Annotated in this window: 20 protein-coding genes; 15 read left to right on the top strand and 5 right to left on the bottom strand. The window is 56.8% G+C overall.

Annotation, left to right across the window (positions count from 1 at the left end):
• Window positions 1-42: 42 nt before the first annotated feature.
• The 3 genes from IEX96_RS03700 (at window position 43) to IEX96_RS03710 (ending at window position 1414) form a co-directional block, all read left to right on the top strand.
• Window positions 43-237, top strand: coding sequence for a Trm112 family protein (locus tag IEX96_RS03700; RefSeq protein ID WP_149999988.1), 195 nt, complete (start codon window positions 43-45; stop codon window positions 235-237).
• Between the two features lie 11 nt (window positions 238-248).
• The gene (locus tag IEX96_RS03705; protein ID WP_150004298.1) at window positions 249-590 is read left to right on the top strand and encodes a gamma-butyrobetaine hydroxylase family protein; all 342 of its coding nucleotides are present in this window, start codon (window positions 249-251) and stop codon (window positions 588-590) included.
• Between the two features lie 83 nt (window positions 591-673).
• Entirely contained in the window at window positions 674-1414 is a 741-nt protein-coding gene (locus IEX96_RS03710) for a hypothetical protein (RefSeq protein ID WP_150004299.1), read from the top strand.
• 26 nt (window positions 1415-1440) lie between these two features.
• Here IEX96_RS03710 and IEX96_RS03715 read toward each other — a convergent pair whose 3' ends face one another.
• Together IEX96_RS03715 and ubiH are read right to left on the bottom strand one after the other, a co-directional pair.
• Complete coding sequence (locus IEX96_RS03715; RefSeq protein ID WP_150004300.1) at window positions 1441-1995, bottom strand: GNAT family N-acetyltransferase; 555 nt, start codon at window positions 1993-1995, stop codon at window positions 1441-1443.
• The gene (gene ubiH / locus IEX96_RS03720) at window positions 1992-3236 is read right to left on the bottom strand and encodes a 2-octaprenyl-6-methoxyphenyl hydroxylase (RefSeq protein WP_229773506.1); all 1245 of its coding nucleotides are present in this window, start codon (window positions 3234-3236) and stop codon (window positions 1992-1994) included. Before ubiH ends, IEX96_RS03715 begins: the two co-directional genes overlap by 4 nt.
• Before the next feature lie 229 nt (window positions 3237-3465).
• Between ubiH and IEX96_RS03725 the strand changes: the two genes are divergently transcribed.
• From IEX96_RS03725 to xth, 4 genes are all read left to right on the top strand, one after another.
• The gene (locus IEX96_RS03725; RefSeq protein WP_229773507.1) at window positions 3466-5832 is read left to right on the top strand and encodes an FtsK/SpoIIIE family DNA translocase; all 2367 of its coding nucleotides are present in this window, start codon (window positions 3466-3468) and stop codon (window positions 5830-5832) included.
• A 137-nt stretch (window positions 5833-5969) separates the two neighbouring features.
• Window positions 5970-6680, top strand: coding sequence for a LolA family protein (locus IEX96_RS03730; RefSeq protein ID WP_150004301.1), 711 nt, complete (start codon window positions 5970-5972; stop codon window positions 6678-6680).
• 321 nt (window positions 6681-7001) lie between these two features.
• Window positions 7002-7583, top strand: a complete 582-nt coding sequence (locus tag IEX96_RS03735) for a hypothetical protein (protein ID WP_150004302.1) — start codon at window positions 7002-7004, stop codon at window positions 7581-7583.
• Window positions 7584-7662: 79 nt separating this feature from the next.
• Window positions 7663-8478, top strand: a complete 816-nt coding sequence (gene xth, locus IEX96_RS03740; RefSeq protein ID WP_150004303.1) for an exodeoxyribonuclease III — start codon at window positions 7663-7665, stop codon at window positions 8476-8478.
• Window positions 8479-8568: 90 nt separating this feature from the next.
• Here the strand turns inward: xth and IEX96_RS03745 are convergent, their stop codons facing one another.
• Window positions 8569-9267, bottom strand: a complete 699-nt coding sequence (locus IEX96_RS03745; protein WP_149999995.1) for a response regulator transcription factor — start codon at window positions 9265-9267, stop codon at window positions 8569-8571.
• A gap of 116 nt (window positions 9268-9383) precedes the next feature.
• Between IEX96_RS03745 and ribA the strand changes: the two genes are divergently transcribed.
• Window positions 9384-10514: a GTP cyclohydrolase II gene (gene ribA, locus IEX96_RS03750; protein ID WP_150004304.1), complete on the top strand. Its 1131-nt coding sequence runs from the start codon at window positions 9384-9386 to the stop codon at window positions 10512-10514.
• Window positions 10511-11050: a L,D-transpeptidase family protein gene (locus IEX96_RS03755; protein ID WP_188873494.1), complete on the top strand. Its 540-nt coding sequence runs from the start codon at window positions 10511-10513 to the stop codon at window positions 11048-11050. Before ribA ends, IEX96_RS03755 begins: the two co-directional genes overlap by 4 nt.
• Window positions 11051-11061: 11 nt before the next feature.
• On the opposite strand, the gene IEX96_RS03760 is transcribed toward IEX96_RS03755, so the two are convergent.
• Window positions 11062-11748 carry a YggS family pyridoxal phosphate-dependent enzyme gene (locus IEX96_RS03760; protein ID WP_150004307.1) on the bottom strand — a complete coding sequence of 229 codons (687 nt, stop codon included), beginning with the start codon at window positions 11746-11748 and terminating at the stop codon, window positions 11062-11064.
• 35 nt (window positions 11749-11783) lie between these two features.
• On the opposite strand from IEX96_RS03760, the gene IEX96_RS03765 reads away from it, so the two are divergent.
• Entirely contained in the window at window positions 11784-12404 is a 621-nt protein-coding gene (locus IEX96_RS03765; RefSeq protein ID WP_229773508.1) for a thiamine phosphate synthase, read from the top strand.
• Here the strand turns inward: IEX96_RS03765 and IEX96_RS03770 are convergent.
• Entirely contained in the window at window positions 12401-13309 is a 909-nt protein-coding gene (locus tag IEX96_RS03770; RefSeq protein WP_150004309.1) for a porin, read from the bottom strand. The two genes, IEX96_RS03765 and IEX96_RS03770, sit on opposite strands and share 4 nt — an antisense overlap.
• Window positions 13310-13660: 351 nt before the next feature.
• Here IEX96_RS03770 and IEX96_RS03775 point away from each other — a divergent pair, with 351 nt between their 5' ends.
• The 5 genes from IEX96_RS03775 (at window position 13661) to IEX96_RS03795 (ending at window position 20319) form a co-directional block, all read left to right on the top strand.
• On the top strand, window positions 13661-14092 hold the full coding sequence (locus tag IEX96_RS03775; RefSeq protein WP_150002574.1) for a DUF3576 domain-containing protein: 432 nt from the start codon (window positions 13661-13663) through the stop codon (window positions 14090-14092).
• 166 nt (window positions 14093-14258) lie between these two features.
• Entirely contained in the window at window positions 14259-16820 is a 2562-nt protein-coding gene (leuS, locus tag IEX96_RS03780; RefSeq protein ID WP_150004310.1) for a leucine--tRNA ligase, read from the top strand.
• A 3-nt stretch (window positions 16821-16823) separates the two neighbouring features.
• Window positions 16824-17375: an LPS assembly lipoprotein LptE gene (lptE, locus tag IEX96_RS03785; protein ID WP_150004311.1), complete on the top strand. Its 552-nt coding sequence runs from the start codon at window positions 16824-16826 to the stop codon at window positions 17373-17375.
• Between the two features lie 11 nt (window positions 17376-17386).
• On the top strand, window positions 17387-18415 hold the full coding sequence (gene holA / locus IEX96_RS03790) for a DNA polymerase III subunit delta (RefSeq protein WP_188873495.1): 1029 nt from the start codon (window positions 17387-17389) through the stop codon (window positions 18413-18415).
• 143 nt (window positions 18416-18558) lie between these two features.
• On the top strand, window positions 18559-20319 hold the full coding sequence (locus IEX96_RS03795) for an OPT family oligopeptide transporter (protein WP_229773509.1): 1761 nt from the start codon (window positions 18559-18561) through the stop codon (window positions 20317-20319).
• Window positions 20320-20321: the final 2 nt, after the last annotated feature.

Raw genomic sequence — 20321 nt, forward strand, 5'->3', positions numbered from 1 at the left:
AACCATTGCATCTTTTTTTGATGCGAGAGAATGAGCCGAACCATGACCCTGGAAAAAGACGATATTGATCCGAAATTGCTGGAAATTCTGGTATGTCCCCTCACCAAATCCACCTTGCGCTATGATCGCGCCAACCAAGAGCTGATCAGCGATGATGCGGGATTGGCCTTTCCCATTCGGGATGGTGTTCCCATCATGCTGGTGGATGAGGCGCGTCGTCTGGATGCGCAGGAATAGGACATGATGCCATGCCACGTCCTGTGGATATTGTGCTGAAAACCGCCGAACGTCGTTTGGATCTGCGCTTTGATGATGGGGTGACGGCCCATCTGCCCGCGCACTATTTGCGGGTCTTTTCCCCCAGTGCAGAGGTACGCGGCCATGGTGGCGCCAAGCCGCTTGCGGTTCTTGGCAAAGCCTCGGTGGCCATCACCCGCATCGAGCCGGTGGGGCATTATGCCGTGCGGCTGGTGTTTGACGATGGCCATGATAGCGGCCTTTATCGTTGGGATTATCTTTATGAACTGAGCGTAAATCAGGCGTCGAACTGGGCGGCTTATCTGGCGGATGTGGAAAATACCGGCCGATAGGCGGGCAGGGTTTGTTCAGCCTGTGCTCATTCCTCTGCATTATGGTGAGACGGATGGTTCAGCGTTGTCTTTGTGGAGGCGGGATGGTGAGGGCAAAATCCTTTTTGGCGCTTTTGGCGGTGGTGCTTGCCTCTTGGGGTGCCTCCCGGGCTTTTGCGGACCCCATTTTAGATGCGGTGCGCGCCGAAGCTGCGGTGGTGTCTCCTTTGCACCATAAGGTGACGAGAGAGGTTTTTGATAATTCCGGGAAAACCCGCCAGCGTAAAGCGGTGTTTGATCCCCGTTTGCCCGAAGGCGAGCGCTGGACATTGCTGGAACGCAACCATGAACCGCCAAGCAAGAAATATCAGCGCAAATATGAGGATGATGAAGATCGTGATCCGCCGGAAAGCTATGGACGCGTGCTGCATTATCTGGATGGCCCGGTGACGCGTTTGGCACAAACGGAAACCGATGTGACATACCGGATCGACCGTTTGGGAAAAGGCTCGATCATTCTACATGGCGAAGATATTTCCGATAAGATTTCCGGTGAAGTGGTGGTGGATCTGACCAGCGGCGTTCCTTTTGTGCGCGAGGTGCGGCTTATGGTGGCGGAAACCTTTAAACCCATGTGGCTGGTCCGCATTGAAAGCGGTGAAGGCTTGATCCGTTTCAAACGCACCAAGGATGGCTATCCCGTGATGCATCGCCAAACCCTGCATGTGAGGGGAAAGCGGCCTTTTGGCCATATCGATTATGAAAGCGATGCCTTGTATCAGGATTACCACCCCATAGCGGCGCTACAAGAGGTGTCGGGCGATCTTTCGGCGCATTATCCTTAAACACACGCTTAAAAGCGCTTGCCGCTTTATTCTCCGGTGCTGGCGTTTATGGCGCGATAGTCTTCCCGGTTCAGGGCAAAGTAGGCAAGGCCATCAATCCCATAAGCCGAGACATGCCCCGCCGGGCGCAGGCCGCATTTTTGGAGCACCTTTTGCGAGGCGGCATTGTCTGTCATGGCAACGCCCACAATGGTGCCAAGTTTCAGATCGTCAAAGCCATAAGAAACAATGCGCCGCGCCGCCTCGGTGGCCAGACCGGCCCCCCAATGATCGGGGTGCAGCCGGTAGCCCACTTCAATTTCGGGGCCGCCGTCCAAAGGCTTGAGCATCACCAGACCAAGAAAGGTTCCATCGCCGTCGCGCCATGTGATGGACCACGCCCCCATACCCGGCGGAATTTCTGTGTTTATGTAGTTTTTATAGATATTTGCGATGGTTTCTTCGCGTGATCTGGGGCGGCCTGTGATGTGTTTCATCACCGCCCGGTTCGCATCCAGTTTCACCAATGCTTCGAAATCTTTGTGAACGAGCGGCGCCAAAACAAGCCGCTCTGTCTCAAAAATTTGGTCCGCATTGCTCATAGGGGATGGCCCTCCAAAAGACGGGGCAATTTGCCCACCGTCCCGCGGGCATGGCTCATGAAAAAGCGTTTTAGCACCGGCAGGCGGTTTACAACGGACAGGCCCAGATCGCGGGCATGGCGAATGGGCGCAATGTCATTGGAAAACAGCCGGTTCAAAGTATCGGTGACCAAAGCCAGCACCACATTGTCTGTGCGCCGCCAGCGTTGATAGCGCTCCAGAACAAAGGGGCTGCCAATATCTTCGCCGCGCCGCGCTGCTTCCACAAGCACTTCGATCAGGGCGGCAATGTCGCGCAGGCCCATATTCAGGCCCTGTCCGGCAATGGGATGAATACCGTGGGCTGCATCGCCGATCAGCGCCAGCCGGGTGTCTATATAGCGTTCGGCCATATGCAGGCCCAAAGGATAGCTCCACCGCGGACCACAGATGGTGGCCTTGCCTAAAAAGTCGCCCATGCGCCGTTGTACTTCTGCTTCAAAGGCGCGGGGGGATAGCCCCATGATTGCCTTTTCGGAGGAGGCTCTCGCCGTCCATACCAGCGACGACCGGTTGCCGGTCAGTGGCAGAATGGCAAAGGGTCCGTCGGGTAAAAAGCGCTCATGGGCGATGGCGCAATGGGGCAGTTCATGGGCAACGGTGGCAACGATTCCCACCTGATTATACCGCCAGCGCGGCGTCTGGATCGCCGCCTGTTGCCGCATCCGGCTGTTGCGCCCATCGGCCCCGATCGCCAAAGCGGCGGAAACTGTGCGTCCATCTTTTAACACCAGATGGGCGCGCGCCTGATCGCGTGTCACGGTTTCAACCCGCGCCGGGGCCAGAAGATGCAGATTGCTTAATTGGCTGGCCCGAAAAAACAGGGCCTGACGCAAATGCCGGTTTTCCACCATTTCCCCAAGGGGTTGATCGCCAATTTGGGCAAAATCGAAATGCAGGAAATGCCGGGACTCGCCATCCGATACCCTTATCTCTTTGATGGGTTGGGCGGTATCCTCAAGCGGTGGCCAGATTTTCAGGCTTTTGAGCATCTGCACCGAGGCATAGGCAATGGCAGAACAGCGTCCATCAAAGGTTTGTGCTGTCAGATCTTGCGGGGCTTCGGTATCGATCACCGCAATTTCAAGGCCATATTGCGCCAAACCGCATGCCGCCGTAAGGCCCGCCATGCCACCACCGACAATGGCCACATCAACCCTTAGATCGGGTGCTGTTTCGCTGGAGGATCCATCCATCGCCATAATCAATCGTCCGTTTAAACTTGCCAAGGGGTCAATCTAGCGCTGCTCTATAGAGCCTGTCACGCTTTCTCAACAGGGTCCGTGTTTGATGCTTTGGGGGTGCATGGGGATTTCTTGCCAAAGCGGTTGGCAAGTCGGATAGGCTGTTTTACTTTTGTTCCAGATATCCGGGCCGCAAGAGCAAAGATTTTATGGGATGCGGGTTAAAATAGCACGGAGGACGGGACGCGTGGCACGAAGACAAACAAAGACCAAACGGCCCCCTTTGCTGCCGGCAGGGGCGATGGCCATGATCCGGCGGGTGGGGTCTTATGTGTCTGGATTTGCTATTGCTTTTTTGGGTCTGGGTATTCTTGTGGCTTTGGCCAGCTTTGATGCCAATGATCCCACCTTGAACCGATCCGCGAATATGGCGGTGAACAATCTGCTGGGCTTTCCCGGTGCGGCGGTGGCGGATCTGTTGCTGCAAACGCTGGGGCTTGCCAGCATCGTGATCGCGTTTCCCCTGTTTGGCTGGGCGTGGCGCATCGGGTCGCGGCGCGGATTGCCCTGGTTCTGGACGCATCTTCTGGTCCTGCCCGTTGCGGCCATGGGTTTTGCGCTGGCGGTGTCGCAAATTCCTGCGGGGGCTGGCTGGCCGTTTGACGGTCTTGGCTATGGGGGCCTTTTGGGTGACCGGTTGTCGAGCGGTATGGACAGCATACGCGAGGCGATCGACCTGGCGATTCCGGGATGGGCGATCAGCATGATCGGATTGCTGGCGGGTGTGCCGGCGCTGTTGGCGGCGGTTGGCATTGCACGCGAGGAATGGATGGCGATCATCCGCGCCATTGGCCGGTTTGTGCGGATGCTGGGGCGTGGGCTTTGGGCTGTTGCGAGGCGCGTGCGCCCCGATGGCGCGGCGGATGATCTCGCTCCAAAGCCCCGGAAGCCGGTGAAAAAGCGCAAAACGAAAGAAGACCATGCCGAACGTATGCGTATCGCCAAAAACCGTATCGAGCCGGGCAGTGTTTCAACAAAGGAAGGCCGTCGCGCCAAAAAAGAACGCCAAGGCTCGTTGTTTCCCGAACAGAACGGTTTTCGCCTGCCGCCATTGGATTTGCTGAACAAGCCAAAGGCTATGGATCCATCGTCGCGGCTGAGCGAAGATGCGTTGGAGCAAAATGCCCGGCTTTTGGTGACGGTTCTGGAAGATTTCGGCATCGAGGGCAAAATCGTCCATGTGCGTCCCGGCCCTGTGGTTACCCTTTATGAACTGGAGCCCGCCCCCGGTGTGAAATCGGCGCGGGTGATCGGCCTGGCCGATGATATTGCCCGCTCCATGAGCGCCATTTCCGCCCGTGTTGCGGTGATCCCCGGGCGCAATGCCATCGGCATCGAATTGCCCAACAGCCTGCGCGAAACCGTGCCTTTACGCGAAATTCTGGCCTCGCAAAACTTTGACACGTCCACGGCCAAATTGCCGTTGACCCTGGGCAAGGATATTGGCGGGGCGCCGGTGATTGCCGATCTGGCCAGCATGCCGCATTTATTGGTGGCGGGCACCACGGGGTCAGGGAAGTCGGTTGGCTTGAATGCCATGATCCTCTCTTTGCTGTATCGCCTGCCTCCAGAGCGCTGCAAGCTGATCATGATCGATCCAAAAATGCTAGAGCTGAGTATCTATGACGATATTCCCCATTTGCTGACCCCCGTTGTGACCGAGCCGAAAAAGGCGGTGGTGGCTCTGAAATGGGCGGTGCGTGAAATGGAAGAGCGTTACCGCGCCATGTCGAAAATCGGTGTGCGTAATTTGGCGGCCTATAACAAGCAGGTGGCCGAGGCGGAGGCCAATGGCGAGCCTTTGAAACGTCAGGTCCAGACCGGATTCGATAAAGAAACCGGCCAGCCGGTTTATGAAGAACAGGCGTTCGATTTCAAACCCTTGCCAATGATCGTGATCGTGATCGACGAAATGGCCGATCTGATGTTGGTGGCGGGGAAGGATGTGGAAGCGGTGGTGCAAAGGCTGGCGCAAATGGCGCGGGCCGCGGGTTTGCATTTGATCATGGCCACACAACGTCCGTCTGTGGATGTGATCACCGGCACCATCAAGGCCAATTTCCCCACCCGCATTTCCTTTCAGGTGACCTCGAAAATCGACAGCCGCACCATTTTGGGCGAACAGGGGGCCGAACAGCTTCTGGGCCAAGGGGATATGTTGTTCATGGCCGGTGGCGGGCGGATCACTCGCGTCCATGGGGCCTTTGTTTCTGATGGCGAGGTGGAAAAGGTTGTCACATATTTGAAGAAACAAGCTGCCCCCTCCTATGTGGGGGAAGTAACGGAAGAGCCCGAAGAAGGGTTTGATAGCCCGTTCATTCCCGGGCCATCCCGTGAAGACGGTAATGCGGATGCGTCGCTTTATGATAAGGCGGTGGATGTGGTGCTGCGCGACCGGCGGGTGTCCACCAGCTATATCCAGAGGCGTTTGCGCATCGGGTATAACCGGGCGGCATCGCTGATCGAGGAAATGGAGGATCAGGCGGTGATCAGTGCCCCCAATCATGCGGGAAAGCGCGAGATTTTGGTGCCGCAACGGGAAGAAGATGCCTGATAGAACCAAAGATGATGCACATATGTCGCACGGTACTTTGTGCTTTTTTCATCCCAATTCCCTTTAAATCCGCCATGGTTCAGCCCACATTCAACCAGATCATGGCAGGGATATTTTTTCAGAATCAGGAATGATCAATGGCACGGGATCTTTTAAAAGCGCTTTTCTTTTCTCTGGGGTCGTTTGCCGCCATTGGTGTTTCAGCTCAGGACGTAGAGCAAGAAGCGGATTCGGATGCTCCTCCTGCTTTGGAAGAGCGCCATGTGGGCTCCGTCGGGCTGACGGCGCGCATCAACAAAATTGAAACATTCTTGAACGGCATTGATACGCTGAAGTCCACTTTTGTGCAGATTGCCGATGACGGCACCATCAGCCGGGGTGTTCTCAGCCTTGATCGGCCGGGCCGTATGCGCTTTGAATATTCCGACGGCACCCCTTTGTTGCTGGTGAGCGACGGCGATGTTTTGAGCTTTATCGACTATGATGTGGGGCAAGTGACCCGCTGGCCGATCAATGACACGCCTTTGGCACTATTGGTGGCGAAAACCGTTGATCTTCAGTCCGTTAATGCCATGGTCAACCGCCTGGATGTGGGTGGACAGGCGGTGTATCTGGTTTCCGTCGAGGATCAGGAGGCTGCCGAGCGCGGCAATCTGACGCTGTTGATAGAAGAACGTGCGGACGAATCTTTGTTTTTGCGGGGCTGGGAAGTGGTGGACGGTCAAGGGGCCGTGACACGGATCAGGCTTGAAAATCCGCAGCTTAATCCGGTATTGGCCGATTCCAGCCTGTGGCGTTTCAAAGACCCGCGCAAATTGCCCTCACAACGTCGCAAAAGGGTGCGATGAAGAAAGTATTTCGCCCTTGAAATGCCACACTGTTCGCCTATTTACGGAGTTACGGTAGCCTTCCCCTCCCGGAGTTGTGCCCCCCACTTTCCGGTCTGGCTACCGTAAAGCGCTGAAATATGCGCTGCGCCCGGTCGAAGCCCCCCTCGACCGGGCGCCATTTTTAAGTGAGATTTCTGGGCCCGGCCGAAGCCGCCCCTCGACCACGCGCCATTTTTAAAGCGGGATTTTTGGCTCGGCTGAAGCTCTTCTCGACCTCGTACCCCGTTATGCGATAGAAGCTGTGTGATTTTTGGTTTCCCCGTCACAGGACGATCCCCCGTGTCTGCAGATGATCTGAACGATATATTCGAACAGTATCCCACCCTTGCGCCTTTAAGCCGGTTCTGCCGGTTGATCGGGCAAACCCCGTGGTTTCGTCATGTGGGGGACCCCATAAGCGATGATTTGCGCCTTGATGGGCAGCTTTATGCCGCTGCTTTGGGCTTTCCTGAAGCCGAGCCAGCGGTGTTGGCCCTGTGGGAAGATGCTGCTGGTGCTGCGGAAAGTGCCGATTTCAATAGCCCGGCATGGGAAGCGGAAGAACAATTGCGCATGGCTTTGGTGCATGAGGCCTTGCAGCAGGTGGATGACAATGCTTTGGACGTGGCCCTGACCCATGTGGCGGCGGTGGCTGCCGATGCCGCCAATCGCGGTGCCGAAGATGTACGCGGCTTTTTGCTGATCGATGATGAAGCCTTTGTGCGGGCCGCCACCGGCGCTGCGGTGCAAATGTGCCATCAGGCGGCTTTGGTGATCGCCTCCGGCGGGGAGGGCGAGCATGTATTTTCCCACAAATTCCAGATTTTCGAGCAAGGGCGCTGGCCCATCGGTATCATTGGCAGCACGCTCAATATTTTTTGAGGGCCGTGCGGTGCTTTTGTCCGGCTATGCTTTAGCAGACCCTCTTTTCAACCATATGTAACACCGGAGAATGTGCTTTATGTCATCGCGTCCATCTGATCGTGCCCGAATCGTCACATGGAATGTCAATTCCGTGCGGGCCCGCCTTGATCTGGTGGACCGGTTTCTTTTGGAGCACCGTCCGGATGTTTTGTGCCTGCAAGAAATAAAGGTGCAAACGGATCTGTTTCCCCGATCCTGGTTTGAAGAGCGCGGATATCGTCATCAGGCGGTGCATGGGCAGCGCAATCATCATGGGGTGGCAACGGTATCACGCTTGCCCCTTACGGAGGTGACCTCCCGCGATTGGTGCGAAAAAGGCGATGCCCGGCATGTGGCGGCCCGTTTGCCCGGTGGGGTGATGGTGCACAATTTTTATGTGCCGGCGGGGGGGGACGAGCCGGATCGGGACAGCAATCCTCGTTTTGCCCATAAATTGGATTTTCTCGATGAAATGATCGCCTGGTCCCGAGAGCTATCGGAACCCAGCATCATGGTGGGCGATCTGAATGTGGCCCCTTTGGAGCGCGATGTATGGTCGCACCGGCAATTGTTGAAGGTGGTGAGCCATACCCCGCCGGAAACCGAGCGGATGGAGGCCATGCGTGCCGCCCATGACTGGGTGGATGTCATGCGTCATTTCGTATCCGCCGATGAACCGCTTTATTCCTGGTGGTCTTATCGGTCCAAAGATTGGCGGAAATCCAATCGCGGGCGCAGGCTGGACCATGTGTGGGTCAGCCCGGTTTTGCAAGGTGGCCTGAAAGCCATGCAGGTCTTTGATGATGCGCGAAGCTGGGAACGACCATCAGACCACGCGCCGGTGATTGTGGATTTGGACCTGCCTGTGGGCTGAGTGGCCGCGCCGGCCAGGAAAAAGGCCAGAAAAAAGGGGAGGCAATAAAGCCCGCCCCTTTTTCTTTGGCTGCGATTGAATGGCTTTGGCTTAATCGCTTTTTTTGGAAACCAGCCGATAGCCGCCGGGTTCTGTTACCAAAAGCCGGGCATCTGAAGGATCGTCTTCCATCTTTTGCCGCAAGCGATAGACATGGGTTTCCAATGTGTGGGTGGTCACCCCTGCATTATAGCCCCACACCTCGTTCAACAGCTCTTCGCGGCTGACAGATTTGCCGCTGGCACGATAGAGATATTTCAAGATCGAGGTTTCTTTTTCCGTCAGGCGCAGCTTGGCTCCGGTGGCTTCGCGCACCAACAGCTTGTTGGCGGGCTTGAACACATAGGGGCCGATCTGGAACACTGCATCTTCGCTTTGTTCATGCTGGCGCAGATGGGCGCGCATGCGGGCCAGAAGCACCCCAAAGCGGAAGGGTTTGGTCACATAGTCATTGGCACCGGATTCCAGCCCCAAAATGGTATCGGCATCGGTATCGGCGCCGGTGAGCATGATAATGGGCACCTTGATGCCCGCTTTGCGCATCATGCGGCAGGCCTCGCGGCCATCAATATCAGGCAATCCCACATCCAGAATAATCAGATCGGGGTTGACCTCGCGGGCTTTTTCAATGCCCTTTGATGCGGTTTCCGCTTCGGTCGGCTCAAACTCTTCGTGCAGGGAAAGTTGTTCCGCCAAACCGCCGCGTAAATCATCATCATCATCAACAAGCAGAATTCTTTTAACCGTCATAGCGATTGCATCTTTCCTTAAAGGCTTCGCAAAAACTCATATGATCGGGGTGCCAATCGGTACACGACCCGTTATCTATGGCATACAGTATCCATTGAAACCAGAGTGAGCCGGAGATGGCGACAAGTCCTGCCTATTTACAGACACATCTGCGTGACGACATTGTGATTTTAAGAGCCGCAGATGATTTGCGTCGCGGCTTGCCGGTTGTGATCGCCACCCATGACGGGCCGGGCGGGCGCTGCCTTATGGTTTTGCCTGCGGAATTGGCCGATGCCCGGCGGCTGGAACGCCTTTCCATGCTTGGAAAGCCGCAAGTGCTGATCAGTCGTGAACGGGCCGCTGTGTTGAAAATTCGTCATAAGGGCCGTGATGCGGTGCGCCTGTCCTGCCCCAAGGGCAGCTTCGGCATTCGCGCCCTTGCAGACCCTACGGCGGATTTATCGGCGCCAATGAAGGGGCCATTCCAAGTACAAGAAGCGACGACAGAGCAGGCGGCGCTTGATGAAGCGGCCTTGGCTCTTTTGAAAATCGCCCATTTATTGCCCGCAGCGGTGAGTGTCGATCTTTGCGCGGATGTGCCGCAAGATATGGCGCATCACCACGGGTTGTTGCTGGTGTCCGTGCCGCAGATCAAAGCCCATATGCAGGCGCAAACGGGCGGTCTGATGGTGGTGGCCGATGCAAAATTGCCCATGAAGGGCGCCCCCAATAGCCGCATTGTCGCCTTTCGTCCGGAAAGTGGCGGCACCGAACATTTCGCTATTCTGGTGGGCTCTCCTGCGCCATCGGATGCGGTTTTGGTGCGGCTCCATTCGGAATGTTTTACCGGTGATGCCCTTGGCTCGTTGAAATGCGATTGTGGCAATCAGTTCACCGGAGCGCTTGAAACCATCGAACAGGCGGGCGGCGGCATTGTGCTTTATCTGGCGCAGGAAGGTCGGGGCATCGGGCTTGTGGCCAAGCTCAAGGCCTATGCCTTGCAAGATCAAGGGCATGATACGGTGGATGCCAATCTGCGTCTTGGATTTGCCATTGATGAACGGGAATTTGGTCCGGCAGCGGCCATGCTCAAGGCTCTCGGGTTTCTCCGCATCCGGTTGTTGACCAACAATCCCGAAAAAGTTGCCGGATTGGAACGGGAAGGTATCAAGGTGGTGGAACGGGTGGAGCACCGCTTTCCTTCCAACGAGCATAATGCCCATTATCTGGCCACCAAGCGCGATAAAACCGGTCATTTTCTATGAGTGATGATGTGATTTTTGTGCGCGCCCCCGCCCATAAACCGCGCGGTGTGTTGCGCTATCGGGATATGGACTTTCCCTGCGCCCTTGGCTTGGCGGGGATTGTGGCGGCGTCCAAAGCGCAGGAAGGCGATCGGGCAACGCCTGCGGGCCGCTATCGGCTGGAGAGCGGGTTTTACCGTGCGGACCGGATGGCCCGGCCCCGCTGTGCCCTTGATCTTCATCCCATAAACGAGGCGATGGGCTGGTGCGATGCGCCCCATAGTCCGCAGTATAATCAGCTGGTGACGCGGCCCTTTTTTGAAAGCCATGAACGGCTGATGCGCGATGATAACCGATATGATTTATTGGTGGTGATCGGCTTTAACCGTTTGCCGGTGGTGCCGGGCCGGGGCAGTGCGATTTTTCTGCACATGACCGACGACCAGCTATCCCACACCATGGGATGCGTGGCGTTGCGCCCCGATGATCTGCTGGCTTTGGCGGCCAGACTGACCGCCGCATCGGTGATTGATATTGGTGTTGATAACGGTCGATGAGCCGGGATGTATCAGGCGGGGCGTGTGCCGAAAATGGCGGTGCCTACCCGCACATAAGTCGCCCCCATGACGGCGGCAATCTCATAATCGGCGCTCATACCCATAGACAATTTGGCCAGCCCGTGGCGGCGTGCCAATTTGTTGAGCAAGGCAAAGTGCAGGGCGGGGTCGTCATCGGCGGGGGGAATACACATCAATCCGGCGATATCGAGGGCCAGTTCATCGCGGCAATAGGCCAGAAGGTCCGCCAGATCATCAAGTGCGACGCCGCCTTTTTGTGGTTCGTTGCCGGTATTTACCTGAAGGAAAAAGGCCGGATGCCGATCCAGCTTGTCCATGGCATCTTTCAGTTTGCGCGCCAGTTTCGGGCGATCGACGGTTTGGATGACATCGAACAAGGCCACCGCTTCTTCGGCTTTGTTGCTTTGCAATTGGCCGATCAGATGCAGTTCGGTTTTGGGAAATTCCGTTTTCAGGGCCGGCCATTTTTCTTGGGCTTCTTGAACCCGGTTTTCCCCGAACACATGGTGGCCAGCCTCCAGCAAGGGGCGGATCTGGTTGGCATGAAACCGTTTGGAAACGGCAATCACCTGCGGGCGCGGCGTTTCAAGGCCATGCTCTATCATGGCGGCATCGATGCTTTTGGAAATATGGGCAAGATTGCCAGCCAGTGCCTCGGGGCGATAGGGTTCGGTCATCTGTTGCGGTCCTGTTTGTCTGTATGGAGTCTCAGGTGAAACACATCCGGCCTTTGGTCAAGAGGGCGCCACCGTGCTTTTTTCTCGCCGATCGGGGCGCGGGGCGTGATCCCTTGGCCATTTTACCGCATTTGCGTCGGGGCAGTGGCGTGGTTTTGCGAGATTATGATGCCGGGGACCGGGCGGCATTTGCCCAAAAGATGGCCCATATGACCCGCATGCACGGTCTGTTTTTGTTGGTGGCAGGGGATGCGGCCCTGGCCCAAAAAACAGGGGCGCAAGGGCTGCATCTGCCGCAATGGCAATTGTTGCGGATGGGGCGTACACAGGTTGGACGTTTGCGGGCGATCTGCGGGCCGGGTGCAATTCTGACCGCTGCGGCGCATGATCGCACCGCTTTACGGCATGCGGCCTATCTGGGGGTGGATGCGGCCTTTATCTCGCCGGTGTTTTCCACATCCAGCCATCCGCAGGCTGTGTCCCTTGGCCCGCACCGGCTGGCCCGTCTCATGGAGGCAACGAATATTCCGGTTTATGCTTTGGGCGGGCTCAATAGCCAGACCATGCGCCGATTGCCGCCCGGTCTTGCAGGATGTGCGGCGATCTCAGGCTTTGCTGATCCGCTGTCCCGTAGGGCGTTTCTTGGCAATTTTTAGAAATTGAGGCGGGTGCCCAGATAAAGCAGGCCAGAGCGGTCCGCCGAGTCGGGGTCCAGACTGAAGCGATTGCCATAATCGAACAGCCGCACTCCGCCAGACACGCGCAGCCGCTCTGAAACCGCATAAGCGGCCCCCAATTCCAGCTTGTGGAACTGGTTGTCCAGCCCGACAAGGCCGTTTTGTGTGTCAGTGCGGTTATATTCGCCAACGGAAATCTGGGTGGAAAAGGCCGACCATTCATAGCCAAAGCCAACATCGAAGCCTTCGATATCATCCAAAAGCCCGCCGGTTTCGCGGGTCATGGTGGCGCCCACCACAAAGCCCAGATAACCGACAGACAGCCCCACATTTACCGATTGGCGATCATAGGGGCTCAGCTGGTCATAAGACGTGAATGCCGAGGAGGTCGGGGATTGTTCCACCAAAAATTCCGACCGAAGGGCCAGATTGACACGATCCTGCACATCGCTGGTTTTTTGCGGTGCAAAGCTCAGGGTCATTTCTGATGTGGCATAACGGGGTGTGAAGCTGCTGAGGATTCGCGCCTGTCCGCCGGCATCAATGCCGCGATCAAGGCCACCAAGAGCGCTGATTCGCGGTGTGAAATTGGTGATGGGCCGCGAGACAGGGATCGTTGGCATATCGGCATCATCGTCTTCATCACGCAGATATAAAAAGCCGGGTTCTTCGCTGGCTTGTTCACTGCGGAAGGCGAAATCGATCTTCAGCCGGGCCGCGCGTTCTTCTTCGGCATTCAAATACGCGCTTTGATCGGTAAACAGGTCAAGGGATTGCAAAAATCCGCTGGATTTGAAACGAGGGGCATCGGCTGCGTTCACAGGGGCTGTGAATGCAAGACAAAGGGCCGTTGCCGCCAATCCTTTCAAAAACGTTTTCTGCACGGGTCTGTTGCTCTTGGGCTGTTATTGTCTACGCTGTTGGTTACGAATGGAAGGGATGCCCGGAAAATTGATGGTCTGAGATCCCCCCTTGAATGCACATACACATAGTAAGTACCCGATCAGATTACCATTCCCTTATCAAGGAATCCAGTCGGCTTGCGCATTTCCTTTCAACCTGTTGCCTATCTGCACTTGGGCCAAGAGGAAAGCGTCGGGAAGGGGGATATCCGCCATAATCTGGACGGTTCTTCATGTCTCGCCTCTGGTCAAGCGCCGATAAGCTGGGTATATAGCCGAGTTCGGTGGTCTTCCGGCGATGATGGCCGGAGCAATAGAGCGAAAAGGATCTTCATGACATTCACACGTCTTGTGGCGGTAATTGGCCTTGTCGTTTCGGCGCTTAGCCTATCTGCTTGCGGGTCCGGCGATAAGGATCGCGTGCGTATCGAACCCACGGAATCGGGGGTGAACGGTTATTTATGGCGCGCTTCTCTGGATACGCTGTCCTTCATGCCGATGATTGATGTGGACGCTCGTGCCGGAGCCTTGATCAGTGATTGGTATGTGCATCCCGATACCCCGGATGAGCGGATGAAGGTGTCGGTGTTTATTTTGGGCAGCCAATTGCGCGCCGATACGCTGAAAGTGACCGTGGTCCGTCAACTTCGCAATTCTACGGGGATTTGGACCAACCAGCCTTTGCGGGCAGGAACGGAACTGAAGATAGAAGATGCCATTCTGGCGCGTGCCCGGCAGCTTCGTATCGATTCACTGGATCAGTGACCCTTCAACCAAAGATCCCTTAGGCAGACCGAGCCGTTGCCCGCCCTTGTTCGAGGTCGGGCCGATGCAAAGGATGAGAGATCAGGCTGGCCGCCAGAGTCGCCATTAGGTCCATCTCTAAGCCAGTCTTCAGGCCAAGTCTTCAGGTTAGTATTCAGGAACCATCATGTCGCGTTACAATCCCCGGGCAACCGAAATGAAATGGCAGCGTCAATGGGACGAGGCCAGCATTTTCCGTGCAGAAAATACGAGCACAAAGCCGAAATATTATGTGCTTGAGATGTTCCCCTATCCTTCGGGGCGCATCCATATGGGGCATGTGCGCAATTATACCATCGGTGATGTGCTGACCCGCTTTTACATGGCGCGCGGTTTCAATGTGCTGCACCCCATGGGCTGGGACGCCTTCGGCATGCCGGCGGAAAATGCCGCCATGGAAAAAGGCACGCATCCCGCCGACTGGACCTATGACAATATCGCTGCCATGCGCACCCAGCTAAAGCAGGTGGGGCTGGCCATTGACTGGTCGCGCGAGATTGCCACATGCGACCCTGACTATTATGGCCATGAACAGGCGCTGTTCCTTGATTTTCTGGAAGCGGGCCTTGTTTACCGCCGGGAATCCTGGGTGAATTGGGACCCGGTGGACAATACGGTTCTGGCCAATGAGCAAGTGATCGACGGCTGTGGCTGGCGTTCCGGTGCGCCGGTGGAACGGCGGAAATTGTCGCAATGGTTTTTGAAGATCACCGAATTTGCCGATGATTTGCTCGATGGTTTGAAATTGCTGGAACGCTGGCCGGAAAAAGTGCGGCTGATGCAGGAAAACTGGATCGGGCGCTCCGAAGGCTTGCGCTTTACCTTCCTCATTACCGGCCGTGATGAGGGGATCGAGGTCTATACCACCCGCCCCGATACGATTTTCGGGGCCAGCTTCTGTGCCATTGCCGCCGACCATCCTTTGGCGGCCCGTTTGGCAACAGACAATGCCGAACTGACCGCGTTCATCGCGGAGTGCCGCCGCATGGGCACCTCGCAAGAGGCGCTGGAAAAGGCGGAGAAAAAAGGCTTCAATACCGGTCTTACGGTTCGTCATCCTTTTGATGACACACTGGAATTGCCGGTCTATGTGGCCAATTTCGTTTTGATGGATTACGGCACCGGGGCGGTGTTTGGCTGTCCGGCCCATGATCAGAGGGATCTGGATTTCGCGCGCAAATATAATCTGCGGGTGCAGCCTGTTGTGGTGCCGCAAGATGTGCCGGTGGCGGATTTTTCCGTTGAAGAGGAAGCCTATGTGGGGCCGGGCCGTTTGGCACATTCGGATTTTCTCGATGGCTTGAGCGTGGAAGAGGCCAAAACCCGGGTGATCGACCGGGCCGAGGCCGAGGGCTGGGGAAAACGCTCCGTCACCTTCCGCCTGCGCGATTGGGGTGTTTCCCGCCAGCGCTATTGGGGAACACCGATCCCCATCGTTCATTGTGAGTCCTGTGGCACGGTGCCGGTCCCGCGTGAGCACTTGCCGCTGACATTGCCCGAGGATATTTCCTTCGATAAGCCGGGCAATCCTTTGGATCATCATCCAGACTGGAAGCACACATCCTGCCCGTCATGCAAAAAACCGGCGCTGCGTGAAACCGATACGCTGGATACCTTTGTGGACAGCAGCTGGTATTTCATTCGCTTTACCGCCCCCGATAGCAGCCAGCCCATCGATATGGATGCGGCCAATTATTGGTTGCCGGTGGATCAATATACCGGCGGGGTGGAGCACGCGATCCTGCATCTTCTTTATGCGCGTTTTTTCACGCGGGCTTTGCAGCATTGCGGGCATGTGTCCTTGAAAGAGCCGTTCGACGGGCTGTTCACCCAAGGCATGGTCAATCACATGACCTACCGCGATGAAGACGGCAAATGGGTCTTTCCAAGCCTTGTGCGTGAACGGGACAACGGGGCCCTGATGCGATCGGATACCGGCGCTGCGGTGGAAGCGGGCCGTGTCGAGAAAATGAGCAAATCCAAGCGCAATGTGGTCGATCCCGATGATATCATCGATCAATATGGGGCCGATACGGCCCGCTGGTTTGTGCTGTCCGACAGTCCGCCGGAACGGGATCTGGTGTGGACGGAAACCGGCATTGAAGGGGCATGGCGCTTTACGCAGCGCTTGTGGCGGCTGGTTTCGGGCGCGCAGGGGTCGCTGGTGGCACCGGGGACCGCGATTGCCGATCCCGTGTCTGAAGACAGCCTTGCCCTGCGCCGGGTGGTGCACAAGGCCATTGCCGGGGTTACCGCAGATATCGAAGGCTTGCATTTGAACCGGGCGGTTGCGCGGCTTTATGAGCTGGCCAATGCCATTGGCGGATGCGATGTGCCCCAAATCAATCCGGCAGTATACCGCGAGGCATTGGAAAGTCTGGTGCGGCTGGTGTCACCGATGATGCCGCATCTGGCGGAAGAGCTGTGGCAGAGCTTGGGCCATAAAACCCTGCTTGCCGGTGCGGATTGGCCGCAGGCCGATGCCGCAATGCTTGTGGATGATACGGTAACCATGGGCGTGCAGGTGGGCGGTAAATTGCGCGATACCATTGTTGTGGCAAAAGATGCCCCGCGTGAGGATGTGGAAGCGGTGGCCCTTGCATCGGATAAGGTGATGCGGGCCATTGATGGCAAAACCGTGCGTAAAGTGGTGGTTGTTCCCAACCGTATCGTCAATATCGTGGTATAAATCATGCACTGTCCCCCGCTTTTGACCCGTTCTTGTGCCCGGATCACGCTGCTATTGGCCTTTTTGTTGGCTGGCTGCGGGTTTCAGCCGATTTATGGCACAAATGGACCGGCAGCCGGAACCGGTGCGGGGGCCGCGTTCGAGGATTTGACCGAGGCTTTTGCCAGCATCGAAGTGGCCCCCATGCGTGATCGGGTGGGGCAAAATTTGCGCAATAATCTGGTCAGCTCCCTAACGCCGCGCGGGGAAGCGGGCACCCCGCGCTACAGCCTGCAAATGGAATTGAAAGAGCGCTTTGAAGGTTATGCCTTTCGCGAAGACCGGGCGATCACCCGCCAGCGGTTGCAATTGGATGCCCATATGGTGCTGGTGGATCTGGAAAGCGGCGAGATTGCGCTGTCCGATGACCTCAGCGCGTGGATGGCCTATGATGTGGTGCAATCGGATTTCGCCAATCTATCGGCGGAGCGCGATGCCCGCGATCGGGCGGCGGCGCAGATTGTCGATAAAGTGGTGGCGCGTTTGGCCCGTTATTTCAGGCGTGATGCACCTTAGGGAACGGCGCAATGGTCAAGGCCAATAGGGGACAAAGTCTTGAGGCGACCCGGGCACTTCCCGCACATTATCGGGCTGTTTTGTTATATGGCCCCGATGAAGGGCTGATCCGTGAACGCACAGAAGCCATTGGCAAGCAGGTGGTGGCCGATCTCACCGATCCGTTCCGGGTGGTGCGTCTGGGGGGCGATCAGTTAAAGGCCACACCATCCTTGTTGGCCGATGAACTGGCGGCCTTTTCCATGACGGGGGGGCGCAGGCTGGTGCGGCTGGACGGGGCCAGCGACAGCATGGCTCCGTCGATTGCGGAGGCTCTGACCGCCGGTGGCGATAGCCTTTTATTGGTGACGGCGGATGGGTTGGGCGCCGGATCGAAGCTGCGAAAGATGTTCGAGGCCGAAAAGCATCTCTTGGCCATCGCCTGTTATGCCGATGAGGGCCGCGACCTTCTGGATCTTGTGCACCGCACCTTGGAAGAGGCCAATATAAGACCGGCGCCTGATGCGGTGACATGGCTTGCCAGCCATTTGGGCAGCGACCGTATGATCACCCGAAACGAGCTGGACAAGCTGATCTTGTATAAAGGGGCTGATGAAGATCGCACGCTCGGCCTTGCGGATGTGCGGGCCTGTGTTGGCGATGGGGCGGCCATGACCCTGTCGCAGATTGCTGAAGCGGTCACCGGCGGCGAGGTTGGTCGTCTCGATCGCCTGATCGAGAAGGCTTATATCACCGGAGAAAACCCCATCGCCATTTTACGCGTGTTGCAAAGCCGCCTGACGCGTTTGCATCTGGTGCGCGGCCATATGGCGCAAGGGCTGGATGCAGCGCAGGCGACATCCAAATTGGCTCCACCGGTGTTTTTCAAGGAACGTGACGGGTTTTTGCGCGATGTCCGGCGTTGGCCTGAAAATCGTTTGAAAGCGGCTTTGGATCTGGCTTTGGAAACCGAGCTCATGTGTAAAAGCACGGGACAACCGGCGCAAACCCTGACGGCGCGGTTGTGCCTGCGATTGGCGGCTTCGGTGCAAGGTCGATAACCCCTTTGGGTTGTTATTATAAGAAACTTTCTAATTTTATTGATCATAAGATGTGGGCTATGTGCGGCAAGACCACAGATTGGCGCGCTTTTTCTTGCACAGCCTTCACGCGGACGCCATGATCCCCGCTAAGCACGAAATAAGTGCAGATTGCAAAAGCGCTGGGGAAAATTGCTGTGGCATCATCGCATCAGGTAGAGGCGCGTCCGGTTGGCCGGGCGTATCCCGAATTAAGTTGGCACGCCGTTATCGTTGGCTGGTTTTTGGGTGTTATTATCGCGGCATCCATTGGCTATGCGTCTTTGAAGCTGGGCTTTTCCATTGAAGGCTCGGAACTGGCGGCCATTTTGGGTTTTGGTATTTTGCGCGGCCTTTTGGGGCGGCGGTCCATTGTTGAAAACAATGTCACCCAAACGGTGGCCAGTGCGGTGAACGGTGCGTCCTCGGGGATGATGTTCTCTGTTCCGGCGATTTTCATTCTGGGGCAGGGCAGCGAATTCGATCCGGTTTTGCTGACATTCGGCTGTATAGCCGGGGCGTTTCTCGGCATTGCCTTCATCATTCCGCTCAGAAAGCAGATGATCGATTTCGAGCGTCTCACCTATCCCGGCGGGGTGGCGGTGGCGACCATCCTGAAAGCCCCCGGGGCGGGCATCAGGAAAGCGGTTCTGCTGTTGGCGGCGGCGGCCGTTGCGGCCATCTTGCACGGTATTTCTCTTGGGACCGGTGTTGACCATTTCGATCTGGGCGCGTTGATCGGGATGCCCGGCTATATGAGCGGCGTTTGGTATTTGTCGTTGCTGACATTGGGGGTTGGCTTCATTTCCGGGCGTGGCGGTGTGGCGTTCATCATTGGTGGTCTGGTGGTCTATTGGGTCATTGCACCCATGCTGGATCTGACCGATGCTTTCCCCATTGCCGCCGATGGCGCGCGGATCACCGATCCCGAAGCCTTGCGGGTTATGCTGTTCCGTCCTGTGGGCATCGGCATGTTGATTGGCGGCGCCATTGCAGGGGTGTTTTTTGCCTTTCCGCTGATCGCCTCTGCGGTGCGGTCCATGCAGGATGCGGCGAAATCCAAAGCGGGCATTAGCGCCGATGAAATGCCCATCAAGCTTTTATATTATGCCATTGCCGGCGCCACGGTGCTTTTGGTGTTCATGGCCATCACATCGGTAGAAACCGTGGGCATTGGCCGCGGCCTTGTGATGGGGGTTTTGGGCACATTATGGATCTGGATGGCGGGGATCATTCTATCGGAAGCCATTGGACGCACCAATTGGTCGCCGCTTTCAGGCATGACGCTGATCGCCGTTACTTTGTTGATCATTGTAGTTGCGGATCTGGAACGGGGCGACGCCATCGTTGCCGCCATCATGGTGGGGGCGGCCACCTGTGTGGCCATGAGCCAGGCCACGGATCTGATGCTGGATATGAAAACCGGTTATCTGGTGGGTGCCACGCCGCGGATGCAGCAATTGGGTCAGTTCATGGGCGCATGGCTGGGGCCGATTGTGGTGATGGCGCTTATTTTCGTCCTGCATGAAGCCTATGGCATGGGCTCGGCGGAATTACCCGCGCCGCAAGCCACCGCTTTGGCGTCTACGGTGGATGGTATTCTGGGCGGTGATGTGCCGGTGCATAAATATATCGCCGGAGCCCTGATGGGCGCGTTGTTGACCGCCACCCAAGGTGGGCTGGGTATCACGGTGGGTCTGGGCTTTTATCTGCCCTTCGCCATCGTTCTCACCTATGGGGTGGGCACATTGCTGCGGGAAATCACCGATCGTCGCAAAGGCAAAACATGGTCTGAAGAGGTGGGAATCCCCATTGCTGCGGGCTTTATTGTCGGCGAAGCGCTGGTGGGTGTCGGCTTTGCCGCTTATATGATTCTTGGCGCGTGAGG

The organism is Iodidimonas muriae (genome assembly GCF_014647255.1).
In the GTDB taxonomy this organism is placed as follows: Bacteria; Pseudomonadota; Alphaproteobacteria; order Sphingomonadales; family Rhodothalassiaceae; genus Iodidimonas; species Iodidimonas muriae.

Coding starts and splice junctions, on each gene's coding strand:
- IEX96_RS03700 (WP_149999988.1), top strand. CDS start 43: ATGACCCTGGAAAAAGACGATATTGATCCGAAATTGCTGGAAATTCTG.
- ribA (WP_150004304.1), top strand. CDS start 9,384: ATGGCGACAAGTCCTGCCTATTTACAGACACATCTGCGTGACGACATT.
- xth (WP_150004303.1), top strand. CDS start 7,663: ATGTCATCGCGTCCATCTGATCGTGCCCGAATCGTCACATGGAATGTC.
- IEX96_RS03710 (WP_150004299.1), top strand. CDS start 674: ATGGTGAGGGCAAAATCCTTTTTGGCGCTTTTGGCGGTGGTGCTTGCC.
- IEX96_RS03775 (WP_150002574.1), top strand. CDS start 13,661: ATGACATTCACACGTCTTGTGGCGGTAATTGGCCTTGTCGTTTCGGCG.
- IEX96_RS03715 (WP_150004300.1), bottom strand. CDS start 1,995: ATGAGCAATGCGGACCAAATTTTTGAGACAGAGCGGCTTGTTTTGGCG.
- leuS (WP_150004310.1), top strand. CDS start 14,259: ATGTCGCGTTACAATCCCCGGGCAACCGAAATGAAATGGCAGCGTCAA.
- IEX96_RS03730 (WP_150004301.1), top strand. CDS start 5,970: ATGGCACGGGATCTTTTAAAAGCGCTTTTCTTTTCTCTGGGGTCGTTT.
- IEX96_RS03745 (WP_149999995.1), bottom strand. CDS start 9,267: ATGACGGTTAAAAGAATTCTGCTTGTTGATGATGATGATGATTTACGC.
- IEX96_RS03755 (WP_188873494.1), top strand. CDS start 10,511: ATGAGTGATGATGTGATTTTTGTGCGCGCCCCCGCCCATAAACCGCGC.
- IEX96_RS03705 (WP_150004298.1), top strand. CDS start 249: ATGCCACGTCCTGTGGATATTGTGCTGAAAACCGCCGAACGTCGTTTG.
- holA (WP_188873495.1), top strand. CDS start 17,387: ATGGTCAAGGCCAATAGGGGACAAAGTCTTGAGGCGACCCGGGCACTT.
- ubiH (WP_229773506.1), bottom strand. CDS start 3,236: ATGGCGATGGATGGATCCTCCAGCGAAACAGCACCCGATCTAAGGGTT.
- IEX96_RS03760 (WP_150004307.1), bottom strand. CDS start 11,748: ATGACCGAACCCTATCGCCCCGAGGCACTGGCTGGCAATCTTGCCCAT.
- lptE (WP_150004311.1), top strand. CDS start 16,824: ATGCACTGTCCCCCGCTTTTGACCCGTTCTTGTGCCCGGATCACGCTG.